This is a genomic window from Cedecea sp. Ae19-4 (assembly GCF_059801165.1).
Genome location: NZ_JBCHWG010000001.1, coordinates 1,202,399 through 1,227,872, shown reverse-complemented (window position 1 = coordinate 1,227,872; position 25,474 = coordinate 1,202,399). Strand labels below are relative to the sequence as shown.

General features: G+C 55.9%; 23 protein-coding genes. 11 read left to right on the top strand and 12 right to left on the bottom strand.

Annotation, left to right across the window (positions count from 1 at the left end):
* Positions 1 to 55: 55 nt before the first annotated feature.
* Positions 56 to 955, top strand: coding sequence for a DMT family transporter (locus tag AAIE02_RS05870; RefSeq protein ID WP_498532150.1), 900 nt, complete (start codon positions 56 to 58; stop codon positions 953 to 955).
* A 49-nt stretch (positions 956 to 1,004) separates the two neighbouring features.
* On the opposite strand, the gene AAIE02_RS05865 is transcribed toward AAIE02_RS05870, so the two are convergent.
* Together AAIE02_RS05865 and AAIE02_RS05860 are read right to left on the bottom strand one after the other, a co-directional pair.
* Positions 1,005 to 1,673, bottom strand: a complete 669-nt coding sequence (locus tag AAIE02_RS05865) for a DUF3313 domain-containing protein (RefSeq protein ID WP_166874594.1) — start codon at positions 1,671 to 1,673, stop codon at positions 1,005 to 1,007.
* A gap of 88 nt (positions 1,674 to 1,761) precedes the next feature.
* Positions 1,762 to 2,877 (bottom strand): SIS domain-containing protein, encoded by a 1,116-nt coding sequence (locus AAIE02_RS05860; RefSeq protein ID WP_166994216.1) that lies wholly within the window; start codon positions 2,875 to 2,877, stop codon positions 1,762 to 1,764.
* A gap of 249 nt (positions 2,878 to 3,126) precedes the next feature.
* On the opposite strand from AAIE02_RS05860, the gene AAIE02_RS05855 reads away from it, so the two are divergent.
* From AAIE02_RS05855 to celB, 3 genes are all read left to right on the top strand, one after another.
* Positions 3,127 to 3,432, top strand: a complete 306-nt coding sequence (locus AAIE02_RS05855; protein WP_008460736.1) for a PTS sugar transporter subunit IIB — start codon at positions 3,127 to 3,129, stop codon at positions 3,430 to 3,432.
* 16 nt (positions 3,433 to 3,448) lie between these two features.
* Positions 3,449 to 4,750, top strand: coding sequence for a 6-phospho-beta-glucosidase (locus tag AAIE02_RS05850; RefSeq protein ID WP_498532149.1), 1,302 nt, complete (start codon positions 3,449 to 3,451; stop codon positions 4,748 to 4,750).
* Between the two features lie 91 nt (positions 4,751 to 4,841).
* A complete protein-coding gene (gene celB, locus AAIE02_RS05845) occupies positions 4,842 to 6,209 on the top strand; it encodes a PTS cellobiose transporter subunit IIC (protein ID WP_008460739.1) in 1,368 nt (455 codons plus the stop codon).
* Positions 6,210 to 6,336: 127 nt separating this feature from the next.
* Here celB and AAIE02_RS05840 read toward each other — a convergent pair whose 3' ends face one another.
* Positions 6,337 to 7,932, bottom strand: coding sequence for an ABC transporter substrate-binding protein (locus AAIE02_RS05840; protein WP_172741887.1), 1,596 nt, complete (start codon positions 7,930 to 7,932; stop codon positions 6,337 to 6,339).
* A 119-nt stretch (positions 7,933 to 8,051) separates the two neighbouring features.
* Between AAIE02_RS05840 and pepT the strand changes: the two genes are divergently transcribed.
* A complete protein-coding gene (pepT, locus tag AAIE02_RS05835) occupies positions 8,052 to 9,281 on the top strand; it encodes a peptidase T (RefSeq protein WP_336982700.1) in 1,230 nt (409 codons plus the stop codon).
* Between the two features lie 167 nt (positions 9,282 to 9,448).
* Here the strand turns inward: pepT and tehB are convergent, their stop codons facing one another.
* Together tehB and tehA are read right to left on the bottom strand one after the other, a co-directional pair.
* On the bottom strand, positions 9,449 to 10,042 hold the full coding sequence (gene tehB, locus AAIE02_RS05830) for a tellurite resistance methyltransferase TehB (RefSeq protein WP_498532148.1): 594 nt from the start codon (positions 10,040 to 10,042) through the stop codon (positions 9,449 to 9,451).
* A complete protein-coding gene (tehA, locus tag AAIE02_RS05825; protein ID WP_498532147.1) occupies positions 10,039 to 11,031 on the bottom strand; it encodes a dicarboxylate transporter/tellurite-resistance protein TehA in 993 nt (330 codons plus the stop codon). Before tehA ends, tehB begins: the two co-directional genes overlap by 4 nt.
* 113 nt (positions 11,032 to 11,144) lie before the next feature.
* On the opposite strand from tehA, the gene ydcK reads away from it, so the two are divergent.
* Entirely contained in the window at positions 11,145 to 12,071 is a 927-nt protein-coding gene (ydcK, locus tag AAIE02_RS05820) for a YdcK family protein (protein ID WP_205246493.1), read from the top strand.
* Here the strand turns inward: ydcK and rimL are convergent.
* The 4 genes from rimL to AAIE02_RS05800 form a co-directional block, all read right to left on the bottom strand.
* Complete coding sequence (gene rimL / locus AAIE02_RS05815; protein ID WP_008456362.1) at positions 12,068 to 12,622, bottom strand: 50S ribosomal protein L7/L12-serine acetyltransferase; 555 nt, start codon at positions 12,620 to 12,622, stop codon at positions 12,068 to 12,070. The genes ydcK and rimL overlap by 4 nt on opposite strands.
* A gap of 194 nt (positions 12,623 to 12,816) precedes the next feature.
* Positions 12,817 to 14,472, bottom strand: coding sequence for a glucan biosynthesis protein D (locus AAIE02_RS05810; protein WP_166874622.1), 1,656 nt, complete (start codon positions 14,470 to 14,472; stop codon positions 12,817 to 12,819).
* 254 nt (positions 14,473 to 14,726) lie between these two features.
* Positions 14,727 to 15,503, bottom strand: a complete 777-nt coding sequence (locus AAIE02_RS05805) for a transporter substrate-binding domain-containing protein (protein WP_166994236.1) — start codon at positions 15,501 to 15,503, stop codon at positions 14,727 to 14,729.
* A gap of 12 nt (positions 15,504 to 15,515) precedes the next feature.
* Positions 15,516 to 16,685: a pyridoxal phosphate-dependent aminotransferase gene (locus AAIE02_RS05800; protein WP_498532146.1), complete on the bottom strand. Its 1,170-nt coding sequence runs from the start codon at positions 16,683 to 16,685 to the stop codon at positions 15,516 to 15,518.
* Positions 16,686 to 16,803: 118 nt separating this feature from the next.
* On the opposite strand from AAIE02_RS05800, the gene AAIE02_RS05795 reads away from it, so the two are divergent.
* Positions 16,804 to 17,658 (top strand): LysR family transcriptional regulator, encoded by an 855-nt coding sequence (locus tag AAIE02_RS05795; RefSeq protein ID WP_498532145.1) that lies wholly within the window; start codon positions 16,804 to 16,806, stop codon positions 17,656 to 17,658.
* Here the strand turns inward: AAIE02_RS05795 and AAIE02_RS05790 are convergent.
* Entirely contained in the window at positions 17,645 to 19,147 is a 1,503-nt protein-coding gene (locus AAIE02_RS05790; protein WP_498532144.1) for a carboxylesterase/lipase family protein, read from the bottom strand. The two genes, AAIE02_RS05795 and AAIE02_RS05790, sit on opposite strands and share 14 nt — an antisense overlap.
* 41 nt (positions 19,148 to 19,188) lie before the next feature.
* Complete coding sequence (hglS, locus tag AAIE02_RS05785; RefSeq protein ID WP_498532143.1) at positions 19,189 to 20,532, bottom strand: 2-oxoadipate dioxygenase/decarboxylase HglS; 1,344 nt, start codon at positions 20,530 to 20,532, stop codon at positions 19,189 to 19,191.
* 378 nt (positions 20,533 to 20,910) lie between these two features.
* Here hglS and AAIE02_RS05780 point away from each other — a divergent pair, with 378 nt between their 5' ends.
* Complete coding sequence (locus AAIE02_RS05780; RefSeq protein ID WP_039302512.1) at positions 20,911 to 21,834, top strand: LysR substrate-binding domain-containing protein; 924 nt, start codon at positions 20,911 to 20,913, stop codon at positions 21,832 to 21,834.
* A 24-nt stretch (positions 21,835 to 21,858) separates the two neighbouring features.
* On the opposite strand, the gene smrA is transcribed toward AAIE02_RS05780, so the two are convergent.
* Positions 21,859 to 22,422 carry a DNA endonuclease SmrA gene (smrA, locus tag AAIE02_RS05775; RefSeq protein WP_008456373.1) on the bottom strand — a complete coding sequence of 188 codons (564 nt, stop codon included), beginning with the start codon at positions 22,420 to 22,422 and terminating at the stop codon, positions 21,859 to 21,861.
* Between the two features lie 438 nt (positions 22,423 to 22,860).
* On the opposite strand from smrA, the gene ogt reads away from it, so the two are divergent.
* The 3 genes from ogt to uspE all read left to right on the top strand — a co-directional run bounded on the left by ogt (position 22,861) and on the right by uspE (position 25,405).
* Complete coding sequence (gene ogt, locus AAIE02_RS05770) at positions 22,861 to 23,376, top strand: methylated-DNA--[protein]-cysteine S-methyltransferase (RefSeq protein ID WP_498532142.1); 516 nt, start codon at positions 22,861 to 22,863, stop codon at positions 23,374 to 23,376.
* Between the two features lie 192 nt (positions 23,377 to 23,568).
* Positions 23,569 to 24,321 (top strand): fumarate/nitrate reduction transcriptional regulator Fnr, encoded by a 753-nt coding sequence (fnr, locus tag AAIE02_RS05765; RefSeq protein WP_008456375.1) that lies wholly within the window; start codon positions 23,569 to 23,571, stop codon positions 24,319 to 24,321.
* Between the two features lie 133 nt (positions 24,322 to 24,454).
* Positions 24,455 to 25,405, top strand: coding sequence for a universal stress protein UspE (gene uspE / locus AAIE02_RS05760; RefSeq protein WP_008456376.1), 951 nt, complete (start codon positions 24,455 to 24,457; stop codon positions 25,403 to 25,405).
* Positions 25,406 to 25,474: the final 69 nt, after the last annotated feature.

Genomic DNA, 25,474 nt, shown 5'->3' with positions numbered 1-25,474 from the left:
GCAGAGCGGAAAAAAAAGGAGACTCGTCATCTGGTTTTGACTGACGAGAACAACAATGAACGCTTTGCTTTATATTCTGGTGGTGGTGATTTGGGGAACGACCTGGATTGCCATTTATATGCAACAGGGGGTCGTTTCAGTTCCCGTGTCTATTTTCTGGCGCTTTGCCGTGGCGGCCGTGGTGATGCTTGTTGTGCTGCTCGCGCTGGGCCGCCTGAAGCGTATCGGGCTCAAAGACCACCTGTTTTGCGTCCTGCAGGGCTCGTGCGTGTTCGGCTTCAACTTCTTCTGCTTCTACCACGCGGCGGCCTATATCAGCTCCGGTCTGGAGTCGGTGATCTTCTCAATGGCGGTGCTGTTCAACGCCTTCAACAATTTTCTGTTTTTCCGCAAGAAACCGTCTCCCCGCGTATTGCCCGCTGCCGCGCTGGGCATTGCCGGCATCGTGGCCCTGTTCTGGCACGATCTTGCAGCCACTCAACTGGCGCCTTCGCTGCTGATCGGCATCGGCCTTAGCGCGCTCGGCACCTTTGGTTTTTCGCTGGGGAATATGATCAGTGCCCGTCATCAAGGCCGGGGCCTGGAAACGCTGTCCACCAATACCTATGCGATGTTTTACGGCACGGCAATTATGGGCGTCGTGGCGCTGGCGAGCGGCGAATCGTTTATGCCGGATTTCACCGTGCGCTACCTTGGCTCGCTGCTTTATCTGGCGATTTTTGGTTCGGTGATAGCCTTTGGCGCCTATTTCACCCTGGTAGGCCGCATCGGGGCGAGCCAGGCCGCCTACAGTACGCTGCTCTTCCCGCTGGTGGCGCTGACGCTGTCGACGCTTTACGAAGGGTACGTCTGGCACGCGAACGCCGTGCTTGGGCTGGTGATGATCCTGCTGGGTAACCTGGTGATGTTTGCTAAGCCGGAACAGTGGCTGCCGTGGCGGAGAAAGCTGGCGTAATAAAAAACCGCAGCTTGTTCAGGGCTGCGGTTTTTGTTTGCAAAAAAGGTTATTTATTCGGCACGTCAAACATCGTGGCATCGGTGGCCAAATCATCCACAACCTGTTTCAGGGTATCGACGGTGACTTTGGCATTTTCGTTGCTGAGCGTTTTCCCTTCGCCCTTACGGACCACGCGTAAAACGGGCTTATTGGTTGCCGCATCAATCAGTTCGCCTTCGAAATAGAGATCGGTATTCATGGTGCGGTGCCCGGTGGCCATTTGCGTGCCTGCGACAACCATCGCAATCGGGATCACCTCATAGAACTGCAGCCCTTCTTTGCTGCTGTCCACGCCGGTGATCGCGCCCCGGAAAATAAGGCTGTGCGGGCCTGGCGTCGTGACGAGCGGTTTCCGCTGCGCCGCCGCGGCTTTTAATTTGGTGTTGGTGTACGCCAGCAGACCATCCAGCGTGTTCTGGCCTATTTGGGTCGTGGGCCTTGGCGTCGGGTAGTAGACCACCGGATTGTAGACCAGGCTGTCGTAGTTGCCGGGTTTGAAGTTCGGGTCAACCCAGCGCATAACGGTTTTACCGGTAGCTGATTTTGTCTCCTGCAGACCGGAGTAATCTTTTAGAAACCCAGAGTATTTTTCTGGCGCGGTGGTTTTTGAAGCACACCCCGCCAGCGCTAATAAACCTGCCAGACAAGCCACTTTAAAATACGTTTTGCTCCGCATCGTTTGATCCTGTTTGTGGGTATAAGCCTTTCAGGTATAGCAAAAAACGACACTTTGTGTGGGGGTTAAGCGGCCTTGACGTCAAAACTCAGATCGCGCGCTCATCGCCGGGGGCGGCAAGCCCATCGCAAAGCAGGTCAACAATCAATAATGCGCCGTAATGCCCTTCCCCGGGAGGCAGCCAGACGTCACCGGCCTGCCCCGCGCTGGCGGGATCTTTCGTCACCATAACGATGGCTGCGCCCTGCCGCCTGGCCTGCTGCACGGCCGCTAACAAGGTGCTGTCCGGCGTCGAGCTGGCAAAGACGATCATCGCCTGCTCGCGATTCAGCATTGAGGCGGTGAAGCTCATCAGGGCAGGATCATAACAGACGCTGGCGGGCTGGCCCTGCGTCAGCAGGCGGTACTGCAAAAGGCTGGCAAAAGGCGTGTCTGCCGCGCCTGCGCTGAAAATATGAATCGCTTTCGCTTGCTTCAGCAGCAAAACGGCGCGCGAAACATTAGCTTCCGGAAGCGTTTCCAGTTGCTGCGTTAGCGCCTGCTGGATGCCGCTCAACCGCTGTTGCCAGGAAGCCGGTAGCTCGCTACCCGGTATGGCGGTGCTGGCCTGCGCCAGCTTCATGCGTAGATCTCGAATATCGTCGCAGCCTGCGGCTCTGGCAAAGCGCGTGATAGTGGCCGGACTGACGCCCGCCGCCTGGGCAAGCTGGTCGATTGTCGCCGACGACGCAAAGCCCGGATCGTGCAAAATAGCCTGCGCAACTCTGGCTTCCTGCTGGCTAAACTCCGCCAGCCGCTGGCGGATCCGGCTGATAATGTCGCCCTCAGCATCCCGCCCTATGGAATGAGAAAAGCGCTCCAGCACGTCTTTCGCCACGCCGCCCCGGTTGGCCAGAAACTGCAGCGTGTCATTATCCACCCAGGCGGCATCCCCCAGCAGTTGAGACGGCGCTGCCAGCAAATCCTGTACCCGGCTGTCGTGCTGCTGGTGGCGAACCTGGCCGAGGAAATCATTCATATCGCTGCAGCCGATGGTACGCGCGAACTGCTGGAGCGTAGCCTGACTGACACCCGCGCGCGCCGCCAGCTGCTCCATGGTGGCATCCGGTAGCTGGAAGAAATTCTCCAGAAAAAAGCGGGCCAGCCGCGTTTCCTGGGGAGAAGAGTCGGCTAACCCATGGACCAGGTGATAAACAATATCCATCGCTGAAAGGTTCCTTGTGTCTGCGTCACAGGCGGATAAATCATCATAATGCGTTGAAATTATTTTTCAATTAACTTTGCCGCGATGCCTTGCCGCCGTTTCACCCTCCTCCGTAAAAGTCTTGTTATTCCTTTAACATTCTGGAAACCAATAATCCAACGCAGATCACGGTCATGAAAATAATTTTCATACATGCTGAATAAACGCGCTGTTGTTTGAAACGCGTTTTCAATTTGAAGGATAAAGGTAATGAAAAAGATCATGTTGTGTTGTGCCGCAGGGATGTCCACCAGCATGCTGGTGCAAAAAATGCGTGCCGAGGCCACAAAACGCGCCCTGGACATTCAAATTGACGCGGTGTCTGTGGCCGAAATTGAAAGTCACCTGCAGAGCGCCGACGTGGTGCTGCTCGGCCCTCAGGTGCAGTTCGAACTGGCCCGCCTTTCCGAGCTTTCGGCTCCTCTCGGCAAACCCGTGGCGGTGATCGACATGATGGATTACGGCACCATGCGCGGCGACCGCGTGCTGGATAAAGCCATAACTCTGATGGCCTGATAACCGGGAGAAACCAATGAAAATTACCGTTGTGGGCGGGGGCAGCAGCTACACCCCGGAACTGATTGAAGGCCTGATTCTGCGCCATGCCGCCCTGCCGATGACGGAGCTGGCGCTGGTGGATGTAAAAGCGGGCCGCCAGAAGGTTGAAATCATCGCCGCGCTGGCTCGCCGCATGTTCGACAGCAAAGGTTTGGAACAGGTCAAAGTGACGGTGCATTACGAACCAGACGCTGCGATTGTGGGTTCCAGCTTTGTGCTGACCCAGCTTCGCGTGGGGCAACTGCCCGCTCGCGCCGCCGACGAACGCCTGGGCCTCAGCCACGAATTGCTAGGCCAGGAGACCACCGGTGTCGGTGGTTTTGCAAAAGCACTGCGTACTATTCCGGTGATGTTGGACATTGCTAAACGCGTGGAGCGCCTGGCCCCGAATGCGTGGATTATTAATTTCACCAACCCGGCGGGGATCGTCACCGAGGCAGTTTCCCGCTACAGCGCCGCCAACATTGTTGGCCTGTGCAACGTGCCGGTGACCATGCACCACACCATCGCTGACATGCTCCAACTGCCTTACGACAAAGTCACGCTGCGCTTCGCCGGGCTCAACCACATGGTGTGGGTGCACGAGGTGATTGCCGATGGGCGGGACGCGACCGCCGAGGTGATTGAGATGTTGTGCGATGGCGAGCAGTTGTCGATGAACAACATCAAAGCGATTCCGTGGCCGCCAGCCCTGCTGCGTGCCCTGAAAGCGATCCCTTGCCCGTACCACCGCTATTTCTGGCAAACCCGCACCATGCTCAAAGACGAGCTGGCGGATGCGGCGAACGGGAAAGGCACCCGCGCCGAACAGGTAATGAAAGTCGAAGCCGAGCTGTTTGAGCTGTACGCCAACCCGCAGCTCGACAAAAAGCCGGAGCAGTTGAGCCAGCGCGGTGGCTCGTTCTATTCCGAAGTGGCCCTGGAGCTTATCGACGCCCTGCACAATAACCTCGGCAAGCAGATGGTGGTGAATACCGCCAACAACGGCGCTATTCAGGGGCTGCCGGACGACGCGGTGATTGAAACCAACTGCGTGATCGACGCGCTGGGGGCCCATCCGCTGGCCTTCGGCAAACTTCCTCCCCTGATGAATGGCCTGACCCAGCAGGTGAAAGACTTTGAACGACTGACGATTGAAGCGGCGGTCCACGGCGATAAGCAGCAGGCGCTCCTGGCCCTGATAGCGAACCCGCTGGTGGCTGACGTGAATATCGCTCAGGCGTTGCTCGATGAAGTGCTTGCAAGCAACAAGGCGTGGCTGCCGCAGTTTAATTAGCGCCGCTTACCGGTGGGCGATGCTTTACGTCCACCCCACAACAGAAATCAATAACAATAATGCCCGGCCATGCGCCGGGACAGGGGTAACCGTGTCCGCAAAGAAATCGTTTCTTGAAAAATATGTGCTGCCCGTGGCGCTGAAGATCGCCGGGCAAAAGCACGTGCTTTCCGTCCGCGACGGGATCATCCTGAACATGCCGTTCATGCTGATTGGCTCGTTCTTCCTGATTTTCGCCTATCTGCCGGTGCCGGGTTACCCCCAGCTAATGACCGATCTGTTTGGTGCCACGTGGCAGACCAAGCTGCTTTATCCGGTCAAAGCGACCTATGACATCATGGCGATTATTTCGAGTTTCGGGATCGCCTATCGTCTGGCCGAAAAATACCGCACCATCGACCCGCTCACCGCCGGGGCGGTGTCGCTGGTAGCCTTTATCATGACCATCCCGCAGAACATTATGTTCACTCCGCCGTCCGGGGGGCCCGCTGAGTTTGTGAAGGGTGTGCTGCCCATGGGGCAAATTGGTAGCCAGGGGCTGTTTGTCGCCATTCTGATCGCCCTGCTTTCTACCGAAATTTACCGGTTTATCAGCAACCGTAATCTGGTGATCCGCATGCCGGAGGGCGTGCCGCCTGCGGTAGCAAAATCGTTCCTCGCGCTGGTGCCGGGTTTTTGCGTGTTGGCCGTGGTGCTGGCGCTTCGCCTGCTGGTGGAAGCCACGCCGTTTGGTGACATCAACACTATGATCACCGATCTGGTCGGCATTCCGATGAGCCACATTGGCGGCTCGTTACCGGGAATGATCGTGTCGGTGATCCTGATTGGTATTCTGTGGACGCTCGGCCTGCACGGCGACACCATCGTGCTGGTGTTTATCCGCCCGGTCTGGCTGACCAATATGTCCGAGAACCTGGCGGCATTCCAGAACGGCCTGCCTATCCCGCACATCATTACCCAGCAGTTCTATGACCTGTGGATCGCCCCTGGCGGCACCGGGGCGCTGTTAGGTCTGGTGATCTTTATGCTGATCCGCAGCCGCAGTGTGCAAATGAAGCAGCTGGGTAAAATTGCCGCACCGGGCAGCCTGTTTAACATCAGCGAACCGATGGTGTTTGGCATTCCGCTGGTGATGAACCCGTACCTGGTGGTGCCGTTTATTTTGACCCCGGTGGTGCTGGTGATTGTCTCCTACACGGCGATGGCAACAGGTCTGGTAGCGCCGCCTGCGGGGATTGCGCTGCCGTTCACCACGCCGATTATCGTCAGCGGCTATTTAGCGACTGGCGGCCATGTTTCCGGCTCTATTCTGCAGATTGTGAACCTGGCTATCTCGCTGGTGATGTATTACCCGTTCTTCCGGGTCTGGGATAACCTGAAATTCCGCGAGGAGCAACAGGCGAATCAGGCGACGGCAACTGCGCCAGTGGAGGCGGTGAGCGAGCGTAGTACGGTGTAGCGGTTGATTGGTGTCCGAAAGAGGGAAAGCCCTCACCCCGACCCTCTCCCCAAAAGGGAGAGAGCGGAAAAACAACATGTAATCTTCTTTATTCCCTCTCCCTCTGGGAGAGGGACCTTCCGTCCAGTTACTTCTTCACATCCACCTGATAAAAGATATGCTTCCCGAACGGATCAATTTCATACCCGGTCACCTCTTTACGCACCGGCTCGAAAATCGTGGAGTGGGCAATCATCACCGCAGGCATCTGGTCGTGCATCATTTGCTGCGCTTCTTTGTAGAGCTCAACTCGCTTATCGTGGTTCCCCTCGGCACGGGCTTCGAGAATCAGTTTATCAAACGGCTGATAGCACCATTTGGATGAGTTAGACCCACCGTTGGCCGACGTGCAGGTAAACAGCGGCCCGAAGAAGTTGTCCGGGTCGCCGGTGGCCGTCGTCCAGCCCATCAGCGCCGCCTGGTGCTCACCGCCCTTCACTCGCTTGAGGTATTCGCCCCATTCGTAGGTGACAATTTTCGCCGTCACGCCAACTTTCGCCCAGTCGGCCTGAATCATCTCTGCCATACGTTTAGCGTTCGGGTTATACGGACGCTGAACCGGCATTGCCCACAGGTCAATGCTCATGCCGTTGGCAAACCCGGCTTCTTTGAGCAGCGCCTTTGCTTTTTCAGGATCGTAATCGTAATCCTTGAGCTTATCGTCCGCGCTCCACACGCCCGGCGGCAGTAGGTTTTTTGCCTCGATGCCCGTGCCGTGGAACACCGCTTCGATAATGGCCGGTTTGTTAATCGCCATTGCCAGCGCCTGGCGCACTTTCACGTTATCGAGCGGCGGTTTCTGGGTGTTAAATGCCAGAAAACCAGTATTCAGACCCGCTTTTTGCATCAGCGTGATGTCTTTGTTTTCCTTCATGCGCGGCAAATCCGCCGGGTTCGGGAACGGCATAACCTGGCATTCATTTTTCTCAAGTTTGGCGTAGCGGATCGACGCATCCGGCGTGATCGAGAACACTAAACGGTCGATTTTTGATTTGCCCTGCCAGTAATCAGGGAAAGCGGTATAGAGAATGCGGGAATCTTTCTGGTACTGCTTCAGCTCAAACGGCCCGGTGCCGATGGGGTCGGAATCGACGCGTTCCGGCGTGCCGGCCTTCATCATGACATCGGCGTATTCGGCAGAGAGAATCGAGGCAAAATACCAGCCTAAATCCGCGACAAACGGCGCTTCCGGGTGCGCCAGCGTGAAGCGCACGGTGTTGTCATCCACTTTATCAATCGCTGTGATCAGCTTGCCAAACTCCAGGCTTTCAAAGTTGGAGTAATTGCCGTTGGAAACGTTGTGGTACGGATGCTTAGGATCTTTCTGGCGCATAAACGAGAAAATGACATCGTCCGCGTTGAAGTCTCTGGTGGGCTTAAAGTATTTGTTGCTCTGAAACTTAACGCCTTTACGCAGATGGAAGGTATAGACTTTGCCGTCCTCGCTGACGTCCCAGCTCTCCGCCAGGCTGGGCTGCAGTTCCGTGGTGCCGACTTTAAAATCTACCAACCGGTTATAAACCGGCACCGCGCTGGCATCCACGCTGGTGCCCGAGGTGTAAAGCTGCGGGTTGAAGTTTTCCGGTGAGCCTTCGGAGCAATAAACCAGCGTGCTGGCCGCCACGCTGGTACTGATGGAGAGCGCCGCTACGGCAAGTGCAAGCGTTGTAATCTTTGTTTTCATCGCTGTCTTCCTGTGGTGTTTGTCCTGACCCTGAATGAATAAAGCTTGTGCAAAGCGCCTTAATAAATAACATTAAATTTACATTGCCAACAAACAACATCGAACAATAAGGAAACACTATGTCTTCGTCGCTCAGCGAGCAGCTCACCCGGCGCTTCTTTCGTTATCTGGCGGTGACCAGCCAAAGCGATCCGCGCGTCAGCAGCTTGCCCAGTACCCCAGGACAACACGAAATGGCCCGCCTGCTCGCGGAAGAACTGCGCACTCTGGGCCTTGAAAATATTGTGATTGATGAGCACGCCACGGTAACCGCCGTGAAGAAAGGCAACGTCGCTGGCGCACCGCGTGTGGGGTTTATTACGCACATTGATACCGTTGACGTTGGCCTTTCCCCGGACATTCATCCGCAGATCCTGCGCTTCACCGGCGAAGATTTATGCCTGAACGCCAAAGAGAACATCTGGCTGCGCACGGCGGAGCACCCGGAAATCAACGCCTATCCTGGCGAAGAGATTATCTTCAGCGACGGTACCAGCGTGCTGGGCGCGGACAACAAAGCCGCCGTCACGGTGGTGATGACGCTGCTGGAAAACCTGACGCCAGAGCACCGGCACGGTGACATCGTGGTGGCCTTCGTCCCGGATGAAGAAATTGGCCTGTGTGGCGCCAAAGCGCTGGATTTGGCACGTTTTGACGTGGACTTCGCGTGGACCATTGACTGCTGCGAGCTGGGCGAAGTGGTGTATGAAAACTTCAACGCCGCCCACGCGGAGCTGAAATTCACCGGCGTGACCAGCCATCCGATGTCCTCCAAAGGCGTACTGGTTAACCCGCTGCTGATGGCGATGGACTACATTAGCCATTTTGACCGCCAACAAACGCCTGAACACACCGAAGGGCGCGAAGGCTATGTCTGGTTTAACGGGATGCAGGCTTCACAAAGCGAAGCGCTGCTGAAGGCCAATATTCGCGACTTCGATTTGGCCAACTTTGAACGCCGCAAACAGCAAATTGGCGAAGTGGCGCAGAAGATTGCCGCGCTGTACCCGACCGCACGCGTGGAGTTCAGCCTCAGCGATACCTACAGCAACATCAGTAACGCCATTACCGATGACCGCCGGGCCATTGATTTGATTTTTGCCGCTCTGGATGAGCTGGGGATTGAGCCGAAGGTGATCCCCATGCGCGGCGGCACGGATGGCGCGGCGCTGTCGGCTAAAGGCTTGCTGACGCCGAACTTCTTTACCGGCGCGCACAATTTCCATTCTCGCTTTGAGTTTTTACCGCTGCGGGCGTTTGAGGCGTCTTACAATGTGGCGCTGAAGCTTTGCCTGCTGGCGGCGAAGTAGTTTGCCCCTCACCCTAATCCTCTCCCCTAAGGGAGGGGGTATCAGGACAGAAATCCCACTTAGCTTCACTCCCGCGATTTGCGGTGAAAGAAACAGCACAATTTTATTGTATAGCTCTGATTTAGCGCTCCCCCTTTCAGGGAGAGCGCCGGGGTGAGGGTTAATTTTTACTTCTTACGTGCCAGCATCGTGGCAAAACGCAGCTTGATGCGGTTGCCGTGCTCATCAGTCTTGTGCAACTGCCCCACATCTTCGTTGTATTTAATCAGTTCCCAACCTTCATAGTAGTTCCGCAGTTCACCCTCTTTAAAGGCAAACGGGAAACCGACCGTGCACGGAAAATCCTCGGTATCCATGGCCGCCACAATCAGGTTGTAGCCGCCGGGTTTGGTGCAGCGCTGCATATTGGCGATAAGTCCTGGGATCGTGCTGCGCTCGAGGAACATCATCACCACGGTGGAGAGAATAAAATCGTACTCGCCGTCAAAGCTCAGTTGGTTCAGGTCAACCTCGGCGGTGGCAATATCTTTCAGCCCTTCCGTCTCGATAATCTGATTCAGCCTGGCAATGCTCATCGGGTTTTTATCCCAGGCGGTAACGTCGAACCCTTTCTGGTTCAGGTACAGGCTGTTGCGCCCGCCGCCGCAGCCAAGATCCAGCGTTTTACCGGGGGCAACGTACTTCACGGCGTTCAGCACGTCAGAATGTGTGGCAGTTAAGCCGTATTTTTCGCTGTAGTAGCTTTCAGACTTCTCGGTCATGACAGATCCTTATTTTCAGGCCGCGCGGTGCGCAAAATCAATTTCCCCTGCATCAGCAGGATAAAAGTACGTGACAGCAGCAGGCCGATAATCACATTAGTAAAAATAAACAGCGGCACGGCAATGACGTGAAACAGCCCGTCCCCACTGCCCGCGCTCAGATGGAGCGCCGTGGTTGCCAGTGCAGAAATACCGAATGAGAAACTCCAGAAGGAGGCATTGAACGGCTGCGCCAGGTACCAGGGCATTAAGCGCAGCATGAAGAGCAATTGCAGCAGGCCGTAACCAAACAGCATTTTGGCAAAGAAATCCGTCACGCCGCCGTTCACGGCAAGGTAAGCGCTACAGGCCACCAGCGCAGGGGCAAGCTGAATGCCCAGCGAGGTGCGTACCGGCGTGGGCAGTTCCCCGGCGCTGCGCATACGGTGCAAAATCGCCGGTTCCAGGCTGAGCCAGGAAAAAACACCGGCCCCAAGGAACAAGATCCCCAGGTCGTGATAACCCAACGCGCCGCAGGCCATCGCGCTGATAAAATTATTGGCGACGGTGGGCAAATACAGCCCCGGCGTCGTGGCATCCTGCGGGTGCGTACCTCGCCATAATCCGGCGGACTGCCAGGCGGCATAACAAAGCTGCACCACGGCGCCAAAGCCAAACATCACTGCAGCGAGCGGGCGCAGATAAGGGGCTACGCCGATGGCCACCAGCATGGTCGTCGCCGGGAACAGACTCACGAAGCTACTCATTAAAGGGTGATAAATCTCTGCAATCACGCTGTGCGGGTAGCGCACCAGCCGCGTCAGGAATGCTAACGCCAGCAGCAGCCAGATACCGGCGGCAAGCGCCACAAGAGTCTCACCAACAACCGACGGCACCGGCCAAATCGTGGCGGCATAGCGCCAGGCAAACCCCATGCCGATGGTGCCCAGCACCATGCCAAAGTAGCCTGCGGGGAGATTGATAAAGCTACCGGGGATTGGTTTATTCATTTTGTTTATTTTTTAAAATGTATTTTAAATACATTTTATGCGATTACGCCGCCAAACGCTACGCCGGTGAATTACCTGCTACGTTTATCAGCAGTGCACAGCGAGAAATCACCATGAAAAAATACCGGATCACCGATGTTTCGCGGCTTCATGATTATCAGCATGATGGCGAACAGCGGCAAGTTCGACTCTGGCAAATTGAGGCGCTTTGCGCTTTTGGCAACGTCGTGGCCGGGCAAGGCGGCGGCTGGATTGAGGAAGAAGCGAACCTGAGCCACGAGGGAACCTGCTGGCTTGAGCCTGACGCCCTGATCTGGAACGGTGCGACGGTTGAAGATGACGCAAAAATCCTCGGCGAGTCTGAAATTTGCCATCACGCAAAAGTGGGCGGCAAGGTGCTGGTCGAGGATTCCCGCATCAGCGGCGAATGCTTTATCTCGGGCTCGGCCCGCGTGTTGCAGCAGAGCCAGGTGATTGCCGTGCTGGGGCTGACCGAAGATACAGAAATGCGGCTGCAAATCTACGGGAACGCCACGGTGCTGGCCTCACGCATCGTCCATCAGGCACAAATCTACGGCCACGCGCGCGTGAACAACGCCTTTGTCGAACACCGCTCAGCCATTTTTGATAATGCCGTTATTGAAGGCAATGCAGAGAACAATGTCTGGGTTTGTGATTGCGCGCAGGTGTCCGGTAACGCACGTATTATTGCCGGCAGCGGCGACAGCCAGATCCCGACCATCCGCTACTCATCTAAAGTCTACGGCAACGCCCTTATTGAAGGAGATTGCGTGCTCAGGCACCGCGTCCAGGTTTACGGTAATGCGGCGCTTATCGGCGGCCCGGTTCTGCTGGACAACAATGTACAGGTGTATGGCGAGGCGAAAGTGATGGGTAACGTGCTCATCGAAAACAACGTGCAGATTTATGATGAGGCGGCGGTGGAAGGCTTTGGCGGCGAACTGATTCATCTTCGCGGCATGAAGGATATTAACGGCGCACAGCGAATTACCCGCACGCCGTTTCATGGCATTTTTTAATCAGCAATGCGCCCGTAAATATTCTGATCGTGGAACTCGTCGTTCAGAAACTCGGCTTGCCTCAGGCAGCCTTCAAGGGCAAAGCCGTTGCGTTGGGCCACCCTGTTGCTGGCCTGGTTAGTGACGATGCATTTGATGACAAACCGACGCACCGTCCCTTCCCCCGCGTACTTGCCGATCGCGGCCTCAATCACGGCGGAAATGATCCCCTTGCCCTGCCGATCCTCGCTTAGCCAGTAGCCGATGTAGGCCGTTTTGTCGGTCGGGACTATCTGGTTAAAGGAAAAGACGCCCGCCAGCTCGCCGCGATAGAGGATCATAAACATCTTCGCGTAGCCTTTATGGTGGAGAACATAGTTCCCCTGCAGCGTTTTGCGGGTGTCGTCCTCGGAAACAACATACTGCGGCCAGTTCATCGCCTTTTGCAGCCAGCTTTTATTGCGCTGCACCAGGGCAAAAACGTCCTTCACGAACCGCTCGTTCACCGAATGCAGTTCGATATCATCATTAACCGCAATCACTTCATCCTGCCAGGCCTGCTGTTGTTCCACTCGTGACTCCTGCTTTTGTTAGAAGGTGACAGTTATCTTATGTCACTTTTTTGTGGCAACGCACGAGATTTAAAACACCGCCAAAAGTGAATACATAGAAATTCGTTATGAAAGAGTATTTATGCAATAAGAGGACGAGATGGTGAAACGGGCATAAAAAAGCCCCGCGGCTTTTACGCGGCGGGGCTGGATGATTAACGCATTTCGCGGTCGTCAACGTATTTACGTTTGTCCGGCGGTGGTGGGAAATACTGGTACAGCCAGGTTTCACTGATCGCTTTGCCCTGGCAACGCAGGAACATGCGCATCTCGACCGGGTCGGTGGCGTCGTTGGTCGGATACCAGTCAAACAGAATGCGGTAGCCGTCAAACGGTTCGACGTAGAGGATCTCAATCTGCTTCGCTTCGCCGTTGGAGAGAGTAATCACCGGCTCAATCCCCTTCGGCGCGGCGGCTTTCAAATCGCCCCCGATAAAGTCGATAGCAAAGCGGCGGGACCATTTTTCCGGGAAGTGTTCACCCGGCGCCCAGCCTTCCGGGAAGCTGCCCATCCCGGTGCGGGTGGCGTAAACGCGGGCCAGATCCGTCGTCACCGGCGGCAAACCGCTCCAGTAGAGGCGATATTTGAACTCGAATTCGTCCCCGGCTTTGACCGGTTTCTCCGGCTGCCAGAAGCAGACAATATTGTCGAGCGTTTCGCCGGTGGTCGGGATTTCCATCAGGCCAACGGTGCCTTTGCCCCACTTGTTACGCGGCTCTACCCACAGGCTTGGACGCTTGTTGTACCAGCCCATGATGTCCTGATAGCTGGCAAAGTCGTGATCCAGCTGCAGCAGGCCAAAGCCTTTCGGGTTCTCGTCCATAAAGGCGTTGAACTGAAGTTTTTGCGGGTTATTCAGCGGGCGGCAAATCCACTCGCCGTTACCGCGCCACATGGCCAGGCGGTCGGAGTCATGAATTTGCGGGTGAATGGTGTCGCAGGTCCGGCGTTCGTTGGTGCCGCAGGCAAACATGCTGGTCATCGGCGCGATACCCAGCTGTTTGACGTCTTTCCGGGCATAAAGGTGATTGTCCACCTCCATCACCACGCGCTCGGCTTCACAGCTGATAATAAATTTGTACGCGCCGGTCACGCTTGGGCTGTCGAGTAAGGCATAGACCACAAAAGTCGTGTCGGTGGCTTTCGGCGTTTCAAACCAGAACGAGGTGAAGTCCGGGAACTCTTCCGGCGTGTCGGTGAAGGTGTCCACCGCGAGGCCACGGGCGGACAGCCCATACTGGTACGTGCTGTCTACGGCACGGAAATAGCTCGCGCCGAGGAAGGAGACGACGTCACGGCGCGCCAGCTCCGGTGCCTTGAAGACTTTCAGGCCGGCAAAGCCGAGATCCGTCTGGCCTTCGAGCTGCCTGGTGTCTACGCCAGCATTGTTGTAGTTAAACAATTCCGGGCGGAAGTGGATTTCGCGCGCCTGATGGGTGGCGGAATCCAGCGAGAACATTCTGACGCGGCGGCGGAACCCCATGCCGACGTGGAAGAACTGCACGTCAAGCTGGCGGTTTTCGATGTTGTTCCACAGCGAATGATCGGCGTCGTACTGAATGGCGTTATAAGCCTGAGGCGTCAGGTTAGCCAGCGTGTTGGGCAGCGCGCGCGGTGCCCCGCCCCATGGTTTTTTCGACAGGTCGTGCGCCATGCCCTGAAGCACCGCAAAATCGAAGGCGGTGGAGTGCCCGTCAGCGATGCCTGATTCGGCAGCAAAGGCGCTTCGGGAGAATAGCGTGGCAAGGGTTGGCGTGCCGCAGGCAGCGGCGAGAGCCATAGAGGCCTGGATAAAACGTCTGCGATTCATGCCTGAGAAATCGTCCTTATGTGTCGATGTGTTTTGTTCCTCCCGACGGGAAGAACAGCGGCAAGAGACTGCTACCTGTACGACCGCACACTCTAGACAAAATTCACAGTGAATCCAATGGGCGGAGAAGGCGTTTGGGGGAGGAACGAAAGTTTTTTTTCAGGAAACCAGATATCACCGAAAAATTCGCCATTGCCTGGCGAAAAAAACGCTAAAGGCCCGTCAGCCTGTGTGCCGACGAGCCCTGGTCAACGTTACTTCACGCTGACGTCGATGCCGGGGAAGAACTTCTGCGCGAGCTTAGTCACGGTGCCGTCGGCTTTCACCTTATCGATGGCCGCATCCAGCTCTTTTTTCGTGACAGCGTCACCTTTACGCAGACCAAAACCAATCCCGCTGCCGAGAATGGTGTCGTCGCTCACCGGCTTGCCGATAAAGCCAAAGCCCTTGCCCTGCGGCGTGCTGAGGAAGCCCGCCTGACCTGCCGCGGACATCACCAGAGAGGCATCAATACGGCCGTTCAGCAAGTCAGCCCAGGCCATGTTCTGGTCTTTGTAAGACACAACGTTCACGCCCTGCTTTTCCCAGTGCTCTTTGGCATAGGTTTCCTGAATGGAGCCCTGGAGCACGCCGATGGTTTTGCCTTTCAGCCCTTCCGCCGTGGCTTCAAGGCCGCTGCCTTCTTTGCCCACCAGCTGAGACGGAATACGGTAGATTGGCTGGGTAAAGTCGATGCTTTTACGACGCTGCTCGGTGATGTTCATTGCCGAGTTGATGGCGTCAAACTTCTTCGCCACCAGCCCCGGGATCAGCGAATCAAACGACGTTTCAACCCAGGTACATTTCAGGCTGGCCGCCTGGCAAATGGCTTTCCCCAGCTCGACGTCAAACCCTTCCAGCTCGCCCGCGCTGTTGCGGCTTTCAAACGGGGGATACTCCGCTTCGAGGCCATAGCGCAGCTCGCCGGCGGCCAGCGCAGAAAACGAAGAACACAGCCCCAGCAGCAAACTTAACGCATACATTTTTTTCATCATGACCCCTTATCAGCGTGGCTTAACCCGGCACAGCGCTTCAGCGCCCGCCCGAAGTGTGGCTTCATCTTTGGCAAATGAGAGCCGGATAATTTTATTGTCAGTACCGTCGGTATAAAACGCGGAGAGCGGAATGGTCGCCACGCCGTAATCAGTGATTAACCGCTTCACCATCTCGCTGTCGGACTCATCGCTGAAGTGCCCGAAGCGGGCCAGCAGGAAGAATGACCCACCGCTCGGCAGCAGTTCAAACGGTGAATCAGCCAGCAAAGACTGCATTAAATCACGCTTGCGCTGATAAAACGCCGCCAGTGAAAGATAAGTTTGCGGATCGCTCATATAGTCGGCGAACGCATACTGCATCGGCGTGTCGGCGGAGAACATCAGGAACTGATGCACCTTGCAGATCTCATCCATCAGCGCCGCCGGGGCCAGGCAATACCCGACCCGCCAGCCCGTGACGTGGAAGGTTTTACCGAACGACGACACAATCACGCTGCGCTCGGCAAGCTGCGGGTGCGTCGCCATGCCGTGGTGCTTTTTGCCGTCAAAGACGATGTGTTCATACACTTCATCAGACAGGATCACAATGTCGGTGTCGCGAGTTACCGCCGCCAGCATTTCCAGATCATGGGTGCTAAATACCTGCCCGCTTGGGTTATGCGGCGTGTTCACGATGATCATCCGCGTGCGTGGCGTAATCGCAGTCCGCACTTCGTCCCAGTCAACGGTAAAATCAGGCAGACTCAGCTTGAGCGCCACCGGTTTGGCGCCCTGCAGGCGGACAATCGGCGCGTAGCTGTCGAAAGAAGGCTCAAAGTAGATAACTTCATCGCCGGGATGTACCAGACCGCCGATCGCAGAATAAAGCCCTTCGCTGGCGCTGGCGGTGACCAGCACCTCCTCTGCAGGGTCATACACGGCCCCGTAAAGGCTCGCCACTTTGTCGGCAATCAGCTGTTTCAGGGACGCCAGACCGGTCATCGGGGCGTACTGGTTATGCCCTTCCTGCATGGCTTTGGTGACGCCAGCGACCAGTTTCGGGTCGCAGGGGAAGTTGGGTGCCCCCTGAGAAAGATTTATCGCCTTGTGCTGCGCGGAAAGCTGGCCGATCACCGTAAAAATCGTGGTTCCGACGTCCGGCAATTTTGAACGTTGTTGTACCGGGGTTTGTATGGCCATAGCGGCTCCTGAACTTGATGCGATTTGCATAACTATTCAATATCGCCGTCATTGCCACGACAATCGAATTGTTGTCATAATAGCCATGCAAAAAATGCATAGCTCAGCGGAGAGCATCATGACCCGGCGTAATTTTCCCCTAAATACTCTCGATGCTTTTCTGGTCACGGCCAGGCACCTGAACCTCACCCGGGCGGCAAAAGAGCTTTGCCTGACCCAGGGCGCCGTCAGCCGTAAAATTGCGGCGCTGGAGCAGTGGCTGGGGTTCGCGCTTTTTGAGCGCCATGCACGCGGATTACGCCTCACGCCCCAGGGCAGCGCCCTGCTGCCCGATCTCCAGAACGCCTTCAACACGCTGCTGGACGTGGCCGACCGGGCCTGCCATAAGCCTGAGATTATTCGTCTTAAGGCCCCCACCTGCGCCATGCGCTGGCTGGTGCCGAAGCTGATTCAGCTTGAGCAGCGTATGCCGGAGATCCAGGTTGCGTTAACCACGACCGTGGAGCACGGCGTCAATTTCAAAAACGAGCCGTTTGATGCCGCCATTGTGTTTGGTCAACAGGCCAAAAGCGGCGCGCTGCTGTTTGAAGAGCGTCTGACGCCGGTTATCAGTCAGGCGTTGCTTCCGCCGGAGACGAGCAACTGGGAGCGGCTGACCTTTTTGCACCCGACTCGCGATCGTACCGACTGGTCATTATGGCTTGGAAAGAACCCTTCACCGCCTTGGCTGGCGATGCAGAAAAATCAGCATTTCGACACCATGGATCTGGCGATCAGCGCCGCTATTCAGGGGTTTGGGATAGCCATCGCAGACGAAACGCTGGTGGCCGAAGATCTTCGTACCGGGCGGTTAGTGCGGCCTTTTACCGGGAGCGTAAAAACCGGGGCCAGTTACAGGCTGGCGGTGAAGCCCGGCAGCGAAGGCGCCGCCGGGCTGGAGGCCTTTTGCAATGCGTTGCTCAGTCCAGGCTGACGTGGTGTTTCATCACTCGCTTAAATAACTGCATTCTCAGCCGCATAAAGCGATTTTCGACCTTAAACTGCGCCCGCAGATGAACGCCCAGCCGCAGCGTGCGGTCCCGCCCTTTGGTGCTGGCAGGCCAGCTCAACGGCCCTGGTAACGCTTTGCTGTGCGCCCTGGCGCTGCGGGCGAAGCTGACCCAATAATCGCCAATCTGAGCGGCAAACTGCAGGTCGCGTTCAGTCACGTATTCACTGGCAGGCGGAGAAAGCTGCAGCGTGTTAAAGACATAAGCCACTTCGTTGCCGTGCCAGGTGCCGTTGGCGTAGGTTTCACGCTCGGCCTCCGCCACGTAGTCAAAATAATACCGCCAGCAGGGCTGGCCTGCGCGCTGTTGCGCCTGCATCACCACAAACCCCAGCGTGGTAAAGGCCATGTCCCGGCACACCTGACGGCCCAGCTCAGCGTCACCCTTAACGCCGGGATACAGCAATTTGATAAGCCCCAGACCGAGACGCTTTTCCCGGCGCAGAAGCGCAACCTGCCCGGCGGGATCTATCCCGAAGTAGCTCAGCACGCTCGCCTCATCGCTGTTGCTGCCCACCATCAGCGGCATCCGGTGCTGTCGTGCGGCAAAAAACGTGTCCAGCATGGGTTCAGGCAAAACAATATCGCCGCTGATGGGCGTCGGCCCGATGTTTAGCGGGGCTTCCAGCGCCCATAATTCACTGGCGGGAAGGGAACGCAGCGCTTCAGCGTTCGCATTCTTCAGCCCAAAATGTTCTGCCACCGCCACGCCGCGCTTCAACGCTTTACGGCGATCGACATCCGGCAGCGTGTAGGCGCTTTGTATAATCCCCTTGTGGAACAGGCCGCTGGCTAAAGGCGATGCCAGCAGAGAAAGCACGCTGCGGGCGCCTGCTGACTCGCCAAACAGCGTGACGTTGCTGGCGTCTCCGCCAAAAGCAGCGATGTTGGCCTGCACCCACTTCAGCGCGGCAATCTGATCGAGCAAGGCAAAGTTGTGGATCGGCCCAGCCGGATTTTCTTCATCCAATGCGGGATGAGCAAAAAAGCCCAGATGCCCAAGCCGGTAGTTCACCGTCACTAACACCACGCCCCGCGAGGCCAGCGCGGCGCCATCATACGGAGGTAAAGAACCGGCTCCAATAGTGTAGCCGCCCCCGTGCAGCCAGACCATCACCGGCAAGGGTTTGCCCGTTCGCCGGGCGGGAGTCCAGATATTGAGGTAAAGGCAGTCTTCTGAAAACTGGCCCGGATCGCCGCCGCCGACGGCTTTGCAGTATTCCAGGCTTTGCCAACAGGCCGGAGCGAAGGTATCGGCGACGCGAATACCTTGCCAGTTTTCTGGCGGCTGAGGCGCTCGCCAGCGCAGGTTTCCAGTGGGAGGCATGGCAAAGGGAATACCGCGATACACCGCAATATCCCCCTGAAGGACGCCGCTCAGTTGACCCTGAGCGACGTTAACAACGTGTTCCATCTGCTGTTCCTTGTAGCTGACATCCCAGCAGGGTAACGCGTTTACAGTAAACCGCAACGGCGTTTGCTGCGATCCTCCGCCTGTTGATAAAGGCTGAATTCATCGGCCACCGCCGCACCCAGCGCCATTTCGAACTCGCTGCGGCTGGAGTGCCCGTGCTGCCGCTGGCCACCGTCGCTGCCTAAATTTGACTGGAAGATGCCCGCGGCGCTAACCGGCAGGAAATCTTCATAGATGATAGGCTGGGCGATGAGCCAGCCGCGCTCAATCAACAACTGCGGATCGTCGCCTGGTTTGATGGACTGGCGATGCATGTCGCCCACCGGCGTCAGGCGGTAGCGAAAATAGGCCAGCCCCTGGCGACGAAGCAGCGCATCGCTGTCCGGGAAGCGGCTGAAGACTTCCTGCAAATGCTGCTGATGACTTAGGTTGTCCTTGCCGTTTCCCGCTTCGAGCAATAATTCATCATACAGCGCGCGGCCTTTAGGCGTCAGCGCCACGCCGCGCTGCTCAATCTCACCAAATCGGGCGGTGTGCGTGCCGTGGTGCTCACCGGCAAACAAAATAGGCTCTTCCAGCGCTTTAAAACTGGTCTGACGCAGCAAAATGGGGCGTTCACGGCGAGGTGGGCCTTCAATAATGGCTTTGGGCGAGATGCCCCGCTCCGGCATCATTGCCTGAACGCGGTCGATATCCAGCGTGCGCGGCGTGAGATGGTTAATGTGACAGCCACGGAAGCAAACCACATCGGCAATCAGGCGATGCTCGTCGTGCAGGGCGCGGTAAGTGTCGGCGTCAACCGTGGCATGCTGATGCCAGCGGAAGGTTTCCAGCGCTTCGGCCACAAAGGTGTTCGCCTCTGCCTCGCTGAATCCGCCCTGCCTGTCGTGGAGATCGAGCATTTCGCGGCAGCGGGGAGTGAAAATGTCGCGTTTATCGAGGATTGCGGCAGCGCGAGCCCTTAGCGTCGGGTTGTCGATAAGCTCCAGACGCAATAAAGAGGTAAACACGCGGAAGGGATTTCGTGCCAGCGCCTGGTCGTCAATCGGGCGGAAAGAGGTGGAATGTACCGGTACCCCGGCCTGGGAAAGATCGTAGTAACCCACCGGATGCATGCCCATCACCGCGAAAATTCGCTTCAGCACCGCCAGCTCTTCGGCCTTACCTACGCGAATCGCGCCGTGGCGTTCTACGTTTAACCTTGCCAGCTCGTCAGCATTTTCGAGCTGCTGGTGCAGCTCAGGATCGTGTTCCAGCACGGCCAGGTTTACATCCGCCACCAGTTCTAACAGCGTGCCGTACTGCGGAACTTCTTGCTGGTACATCGCCGACATAGCTTGCGAAAATTTGTCCCGAATCTCATCGGCCGTGAGGGTGTTCGCCATGATGTCATGCCTCCAGTGGATAGTGCTGAAAGCGTAGAACCTGGTGGATCACTTATCAGGAAGAATTTCCATTTTGTGATCTGCTTTGCAGCACCTAAAAAGTAATTTTTTCAGCGCATTACATAACGCAGCGTTATGCAGAATGCCTGCCATAAAGAGTATAAATTAACAAAAAATTAACTAAAACAGGCCGCGTTAAAATCTGCAGATCGGCATCACTTTTCAGCAAAATAGCGCCCTTTTGTCGAAAAAATCTTCTCTGATTTAAAGTGGTTATGTGCCTGGCCATAACAAAATGTTAATAATATTTTGCAATGAAGTTATCAAAATTCAACACCGAGGCTTGTCAGCGAAGCCGGACTGTTTTTAACATTGCTCATGGAAAAAAATGGTCTCTTCAGTCAGCGCATTCGCTTGCGCCATTTACATACTTTCGTGGCCGTCGCTCAGCAGGGAACACTGGGTCGCGCGGCTGAAACTCTTAACCTGAGCCAGCCGGCGCTCTCCAAAACCCTCAATGAGCTGGAGCAGCTTACCGGCACACGTCTGTTCGAACGCGGGCGGTTAGGCGCTCAGCTAACGCTCACCGGCGAGCAGTTTTTAACCCATGCGGTAAAAGTGCTTGATGCCCTGAATCATGCCGGGCAGTCGTTTGTACGCCGGGAAGACCGGCCTTCTGATGTGATACGGATTGGCGCGCTGCCTACCGCCGCGCTGGGTATTTTACCGGCGGTGATCGGCGAGTTTCATAGGCAGCAGAGCGACGTCACCCTGCAGGTTGGCACCATGAATAACACCATGCTGCTGGCGGGATTGAAGTCCGGGGAACTGGATTTAGGCATCGGGCGCATGTCCGATCCTGAGCTAATGACGGGCCTGAACTATGAACTGCTGTTCCTTGAGTCTCTCAAGCTGGTTGTTCGCCCTAACCACCCACTGCTGCATGAAAATATTACCCTTAGCCGGGTGATGGAATGGCCCGCGGTGGTCTCCCCTCAGGGCACGGTGCCACGCGATAACGCGGAATCTCTGCTCGCGTCACAGGGCTGCAAGCTGCCTTCAACCTGCATCGAAACGCTGTCGGCTTCGCTCTCCCGCCAGCTGACCGTCGACTACAACTATGTCTGGTTTGTGCCTTCTGGCGCGGTGAAGGACGATTTGCGCCAGGGCACGCTGACCGCGCTTCCTGTCCCGATTCCGGGCGTCGGGGAACCTATCGGGATCCTTACGCGGGTGGACACTCAGCTCTCAACGGCTGCGCAAATTCTGCTGTCGTCGATTCGTAAATCAATGCCGTCCTGAGGGAGCTCGCCGCCATCCCGCCGCTCAACGGCTTCGTTTGGCGTGTTTCTCCCAGGTTTCCAGTTTGGCCTGCTCTGATTTTTTTAAAGCAACATAGCAGGCCCCGCTTCCGCCGTGGTGCGGCATCGCCACGCAAAAAGCCTGCACTTCGTCAAACTCGGCCAGCCAGCGCCCAAGGAAGCTACGCACCACGTTGGCATGGGATTTATCTTCTCGTCCTTTGCCGTGCACGATGAGCACATTACGCAGGCCATCCTGCTTAGCCTGCATAATGTAGGCAAACAACATCTGCCGACAGCGCTCCACGGGCTGGCGGAGCAGATTAAGACTTGCCTGCTGGCCGTATTTTCCGAGCCGGAGCTTGTCCAGGACGCCGCTCTGCAGACCCTCTCGCTTGTACTCCAGCGGCGTGTCGAGGGGAATGATGTCCAAAAAGTCGGTGGTGAGAAAGTTGTCCAGTTGGATGGGGTCTGGCTTCACGCCAATGTGCTCTTTCTGAGGTTTGATCCACTGGCTGTCCGCACAGTTTTTCAGCGGTTTGACATCCTCCATGGCGTCAAGAAACAGCGATTTGTCGTCAAGGTTCACGGTCAATCCTCCTGAGTTAGCTGCCGCTACTATAACCTCGCCCTGCCTGAGGCTCAACGGGACAGCCGTGGGAGATATTTCAGAATAGTTGGCAAATTATTTATGTCACCGGATCTTTAAAATGAAAATATAAAGTTTGCATTTACGTTAAAAAAAAGTAAATCAAATAACCGTAAAAGAAATTATTATTCCCTTCACCGGGGAAATAATCACCGCCGTAATCAGACGGTCAGTCGCTAACTATTTCGGGCGATAAGTCAGGGAAGTTATCAAACTTTTTTCTCTACTTCCGGCCATTATTTTCCGTCTTCGCATGGAAATTTAGATGCGGTGATAATCCTTTTGAGGTCTGGCTGACGCCGCTGGGGGCATGTTATCTTTTCAGCCTCAAAATGGGCCGCGCATTCGTTCAGGCCTGACAAAAAACGGAGTAATACCGTGCTGACAATACTGGAAGATAAGATTGACACCCCGCTTGGGCCGCTGTGGATCTTGTGCGACGAACAATTCAGGCTTCGGGCCGTGGAATGGGAAGAACACAGCGACCGCATGGAGCAGCTGTTGAATATTCACTATGGAAAACAAGGGTTTCAACGCGTCAGCAGCCGTAACCCTGGGGGCCTTAGTGACAAGCTGCGTGACTATTTTTCTGGCGATCTGGCGGTGATCGATACTCTGCCCACGGCGACGGCTGGCACGGATTTCCAGCGTCAGGTTTGGCAGGCTTTGCGCGATATCCCCTGTGGACGAGTGATGCATTATGGCGAACTGGCAGAACAGCTAGGCCGCGCCGGGGCCGCTCGCGCTGTCGGCGCCGCGAACGGCTCAAACCCGGTGAGCATTGTGGTGCCGTGCCATCGCGTCATTGGTCGAAACGGCACGATGACCGGGTATGCAGGCGGCGTGGCGCGGAAAGAGTGGCTGCTGCGCCATGAAGGTTATTTATTACTGTGATGGTGCCAAAAGTGCGGCTATTTATTTCAAAAAAGAGTAGCTGCATTTTAATGTTTCAGGGAATTCAACAAGATGAAGACCCTTTTTTAACCCCCTCCCTTTATTATTGTCCGAATAACGTTCTGCCAGACTTACCTGATCGCGAAAAAGATGTTAAAATTGACCAATATCAATTACGGTCCGAGCATATCTATGATCCCTGAAAAGCGTATTATTCGACGAATTCAGTCTGGCGGTTGTGCTATCCATTGCCAGGATTGCAGCATCAGTCAATTATGCATTCCCTTCACGCTTAATGAGCATGAACTCGATCAGCTTGATAATATCATCGAGCGTAAAAAGCCGATTCAAAAGGGTCAAACCCTGTTTAAAGCAGGTGATGAACTGAAATCGCTGTACGCTATTCGCTCTGGCACCATCAAAAGCTACACCATTACCGAGCAAGGCGATGAGCAAATCACCGGTTTCCACCTCGCGGGCGACCTGGTCGGCTTCGACGCCATCGGCACTGGCCATCACCCGAGCTTTGCTCAGGCACTCGAAACGTCGATGGTTTGTGAAATCCCGTTTGAAACGCTCGACGATTTGTCCGGTAAAATGCCGAGCCTGCGCCAGCAGATGATGCGCCTGATGAGCGGCGAAATTAAAGGCGATCAGGACATGATTTTGCTGTTGTCCAAAAAGAATGCCGAAGAGCGCCTGGCGGCTTTTATCTACAATCTTTCTCGCCGCTTTGCGCAGCGCGGTTTCTCACCGCGTGAGTTCCGCCTAACCATGACCCGTGGCGATATCGGTAACTACCTGGGTCTGACGGTAGAAACCATCAGCCGCCTGCTGGGTCGCTTCCAGAAAAACGGTATGCTGGCGGTGAAAGGCAAGTACATCACTATCGAGAATATCGATCTGTTATCCGACCTCGCGGGCCAGTCGCGCAGCGTTGCCTGATAACCCTCCCCTTTGCCGGATCGGCTTTTATCCCTTTTATTGATCCGGCAAGGGCTCTTCACCTGTTTCATTCCTTTCTTATGGGTTAATCTTACTTCACAGACTGTGGTTAAGCAGTTGTAAGGAGACCTGTATGGCAAACTACCAAAACATGCTAGTCGCGATTGATCCTAATCAGGACGATCAGCCTGCCCTGCGGCGAGCTGTTTATTTGCATCAACGGATTGGCGGCAGGATCAAAGCCTTCCTGCCTATCTATGATTTTTCCTACGAAATGACCACGCTTCTGTCCCCCGATGAACGCACCGCAATGCGCAAAGGGGTTATCAGCCAGCGCACGGCCTGGATTAAGCAACAGGCGCAGTACTATATCGAAGCCGGTATTCCTATTGATATCAAGGTGGTGTGGCATAACCGACCGTTCGAAGCCATCATCCAGGAAGTGATCGCCGGCGGGCACGATCTGCTGCTAAAAATGGCGCACCAGCATGACAAGCTGGAAGCCGTGATTTTCACTCCAACCGACTGGCATTTGCTGCGTAAATGCCCCTGCCCGGTGTGGATGGTCAAAGACCAGCCGTGGCCGGAAGGCGGCAAGGCGCTGGTGGCGGTGAACCTTGCCAGCGAAGAGCTTTACCACAACGCGCTGAATGAAAAACTGGTGAGAGAGACGCTGAAGCTGGCGGATGATGTCAACCACACCGAAGTTCACCTGATTGGCGCGTATCCGGTTACCCCCATCAACATTGCCATTGAGCTGCCTGATTTTGACCCGAGCGTGTATAACGACGCCATTCGCGGCCAGCATCTGGTGGCCATGAAGGCGCTGCGTCAGAAATACGGCATTGACGAAAAAATGACGCACGTCGAGAAAGGCCTGCCGGAAGAGGTGATCCCTGACCTGGCCGAGCATCTTCAGGCCGGGATTGTGGTACTCGGCACCGTCGGGCGAACGGGACTTTCCGCAGCGTTTCTGGGCAACACCGCGGAACAGGTTATCGACCATTTGCGCTGTGATTTATTGGTGATAAAACCGGACGATTACCAGACGCCGGTTGAGATGGACGACCCGGAAGACGACTGATGTCGCCATCCATTCAGGCAAAAACCCCGCAGTCCATTTACCTGCGGGGTTTTTATTGGTCAGTGGCTG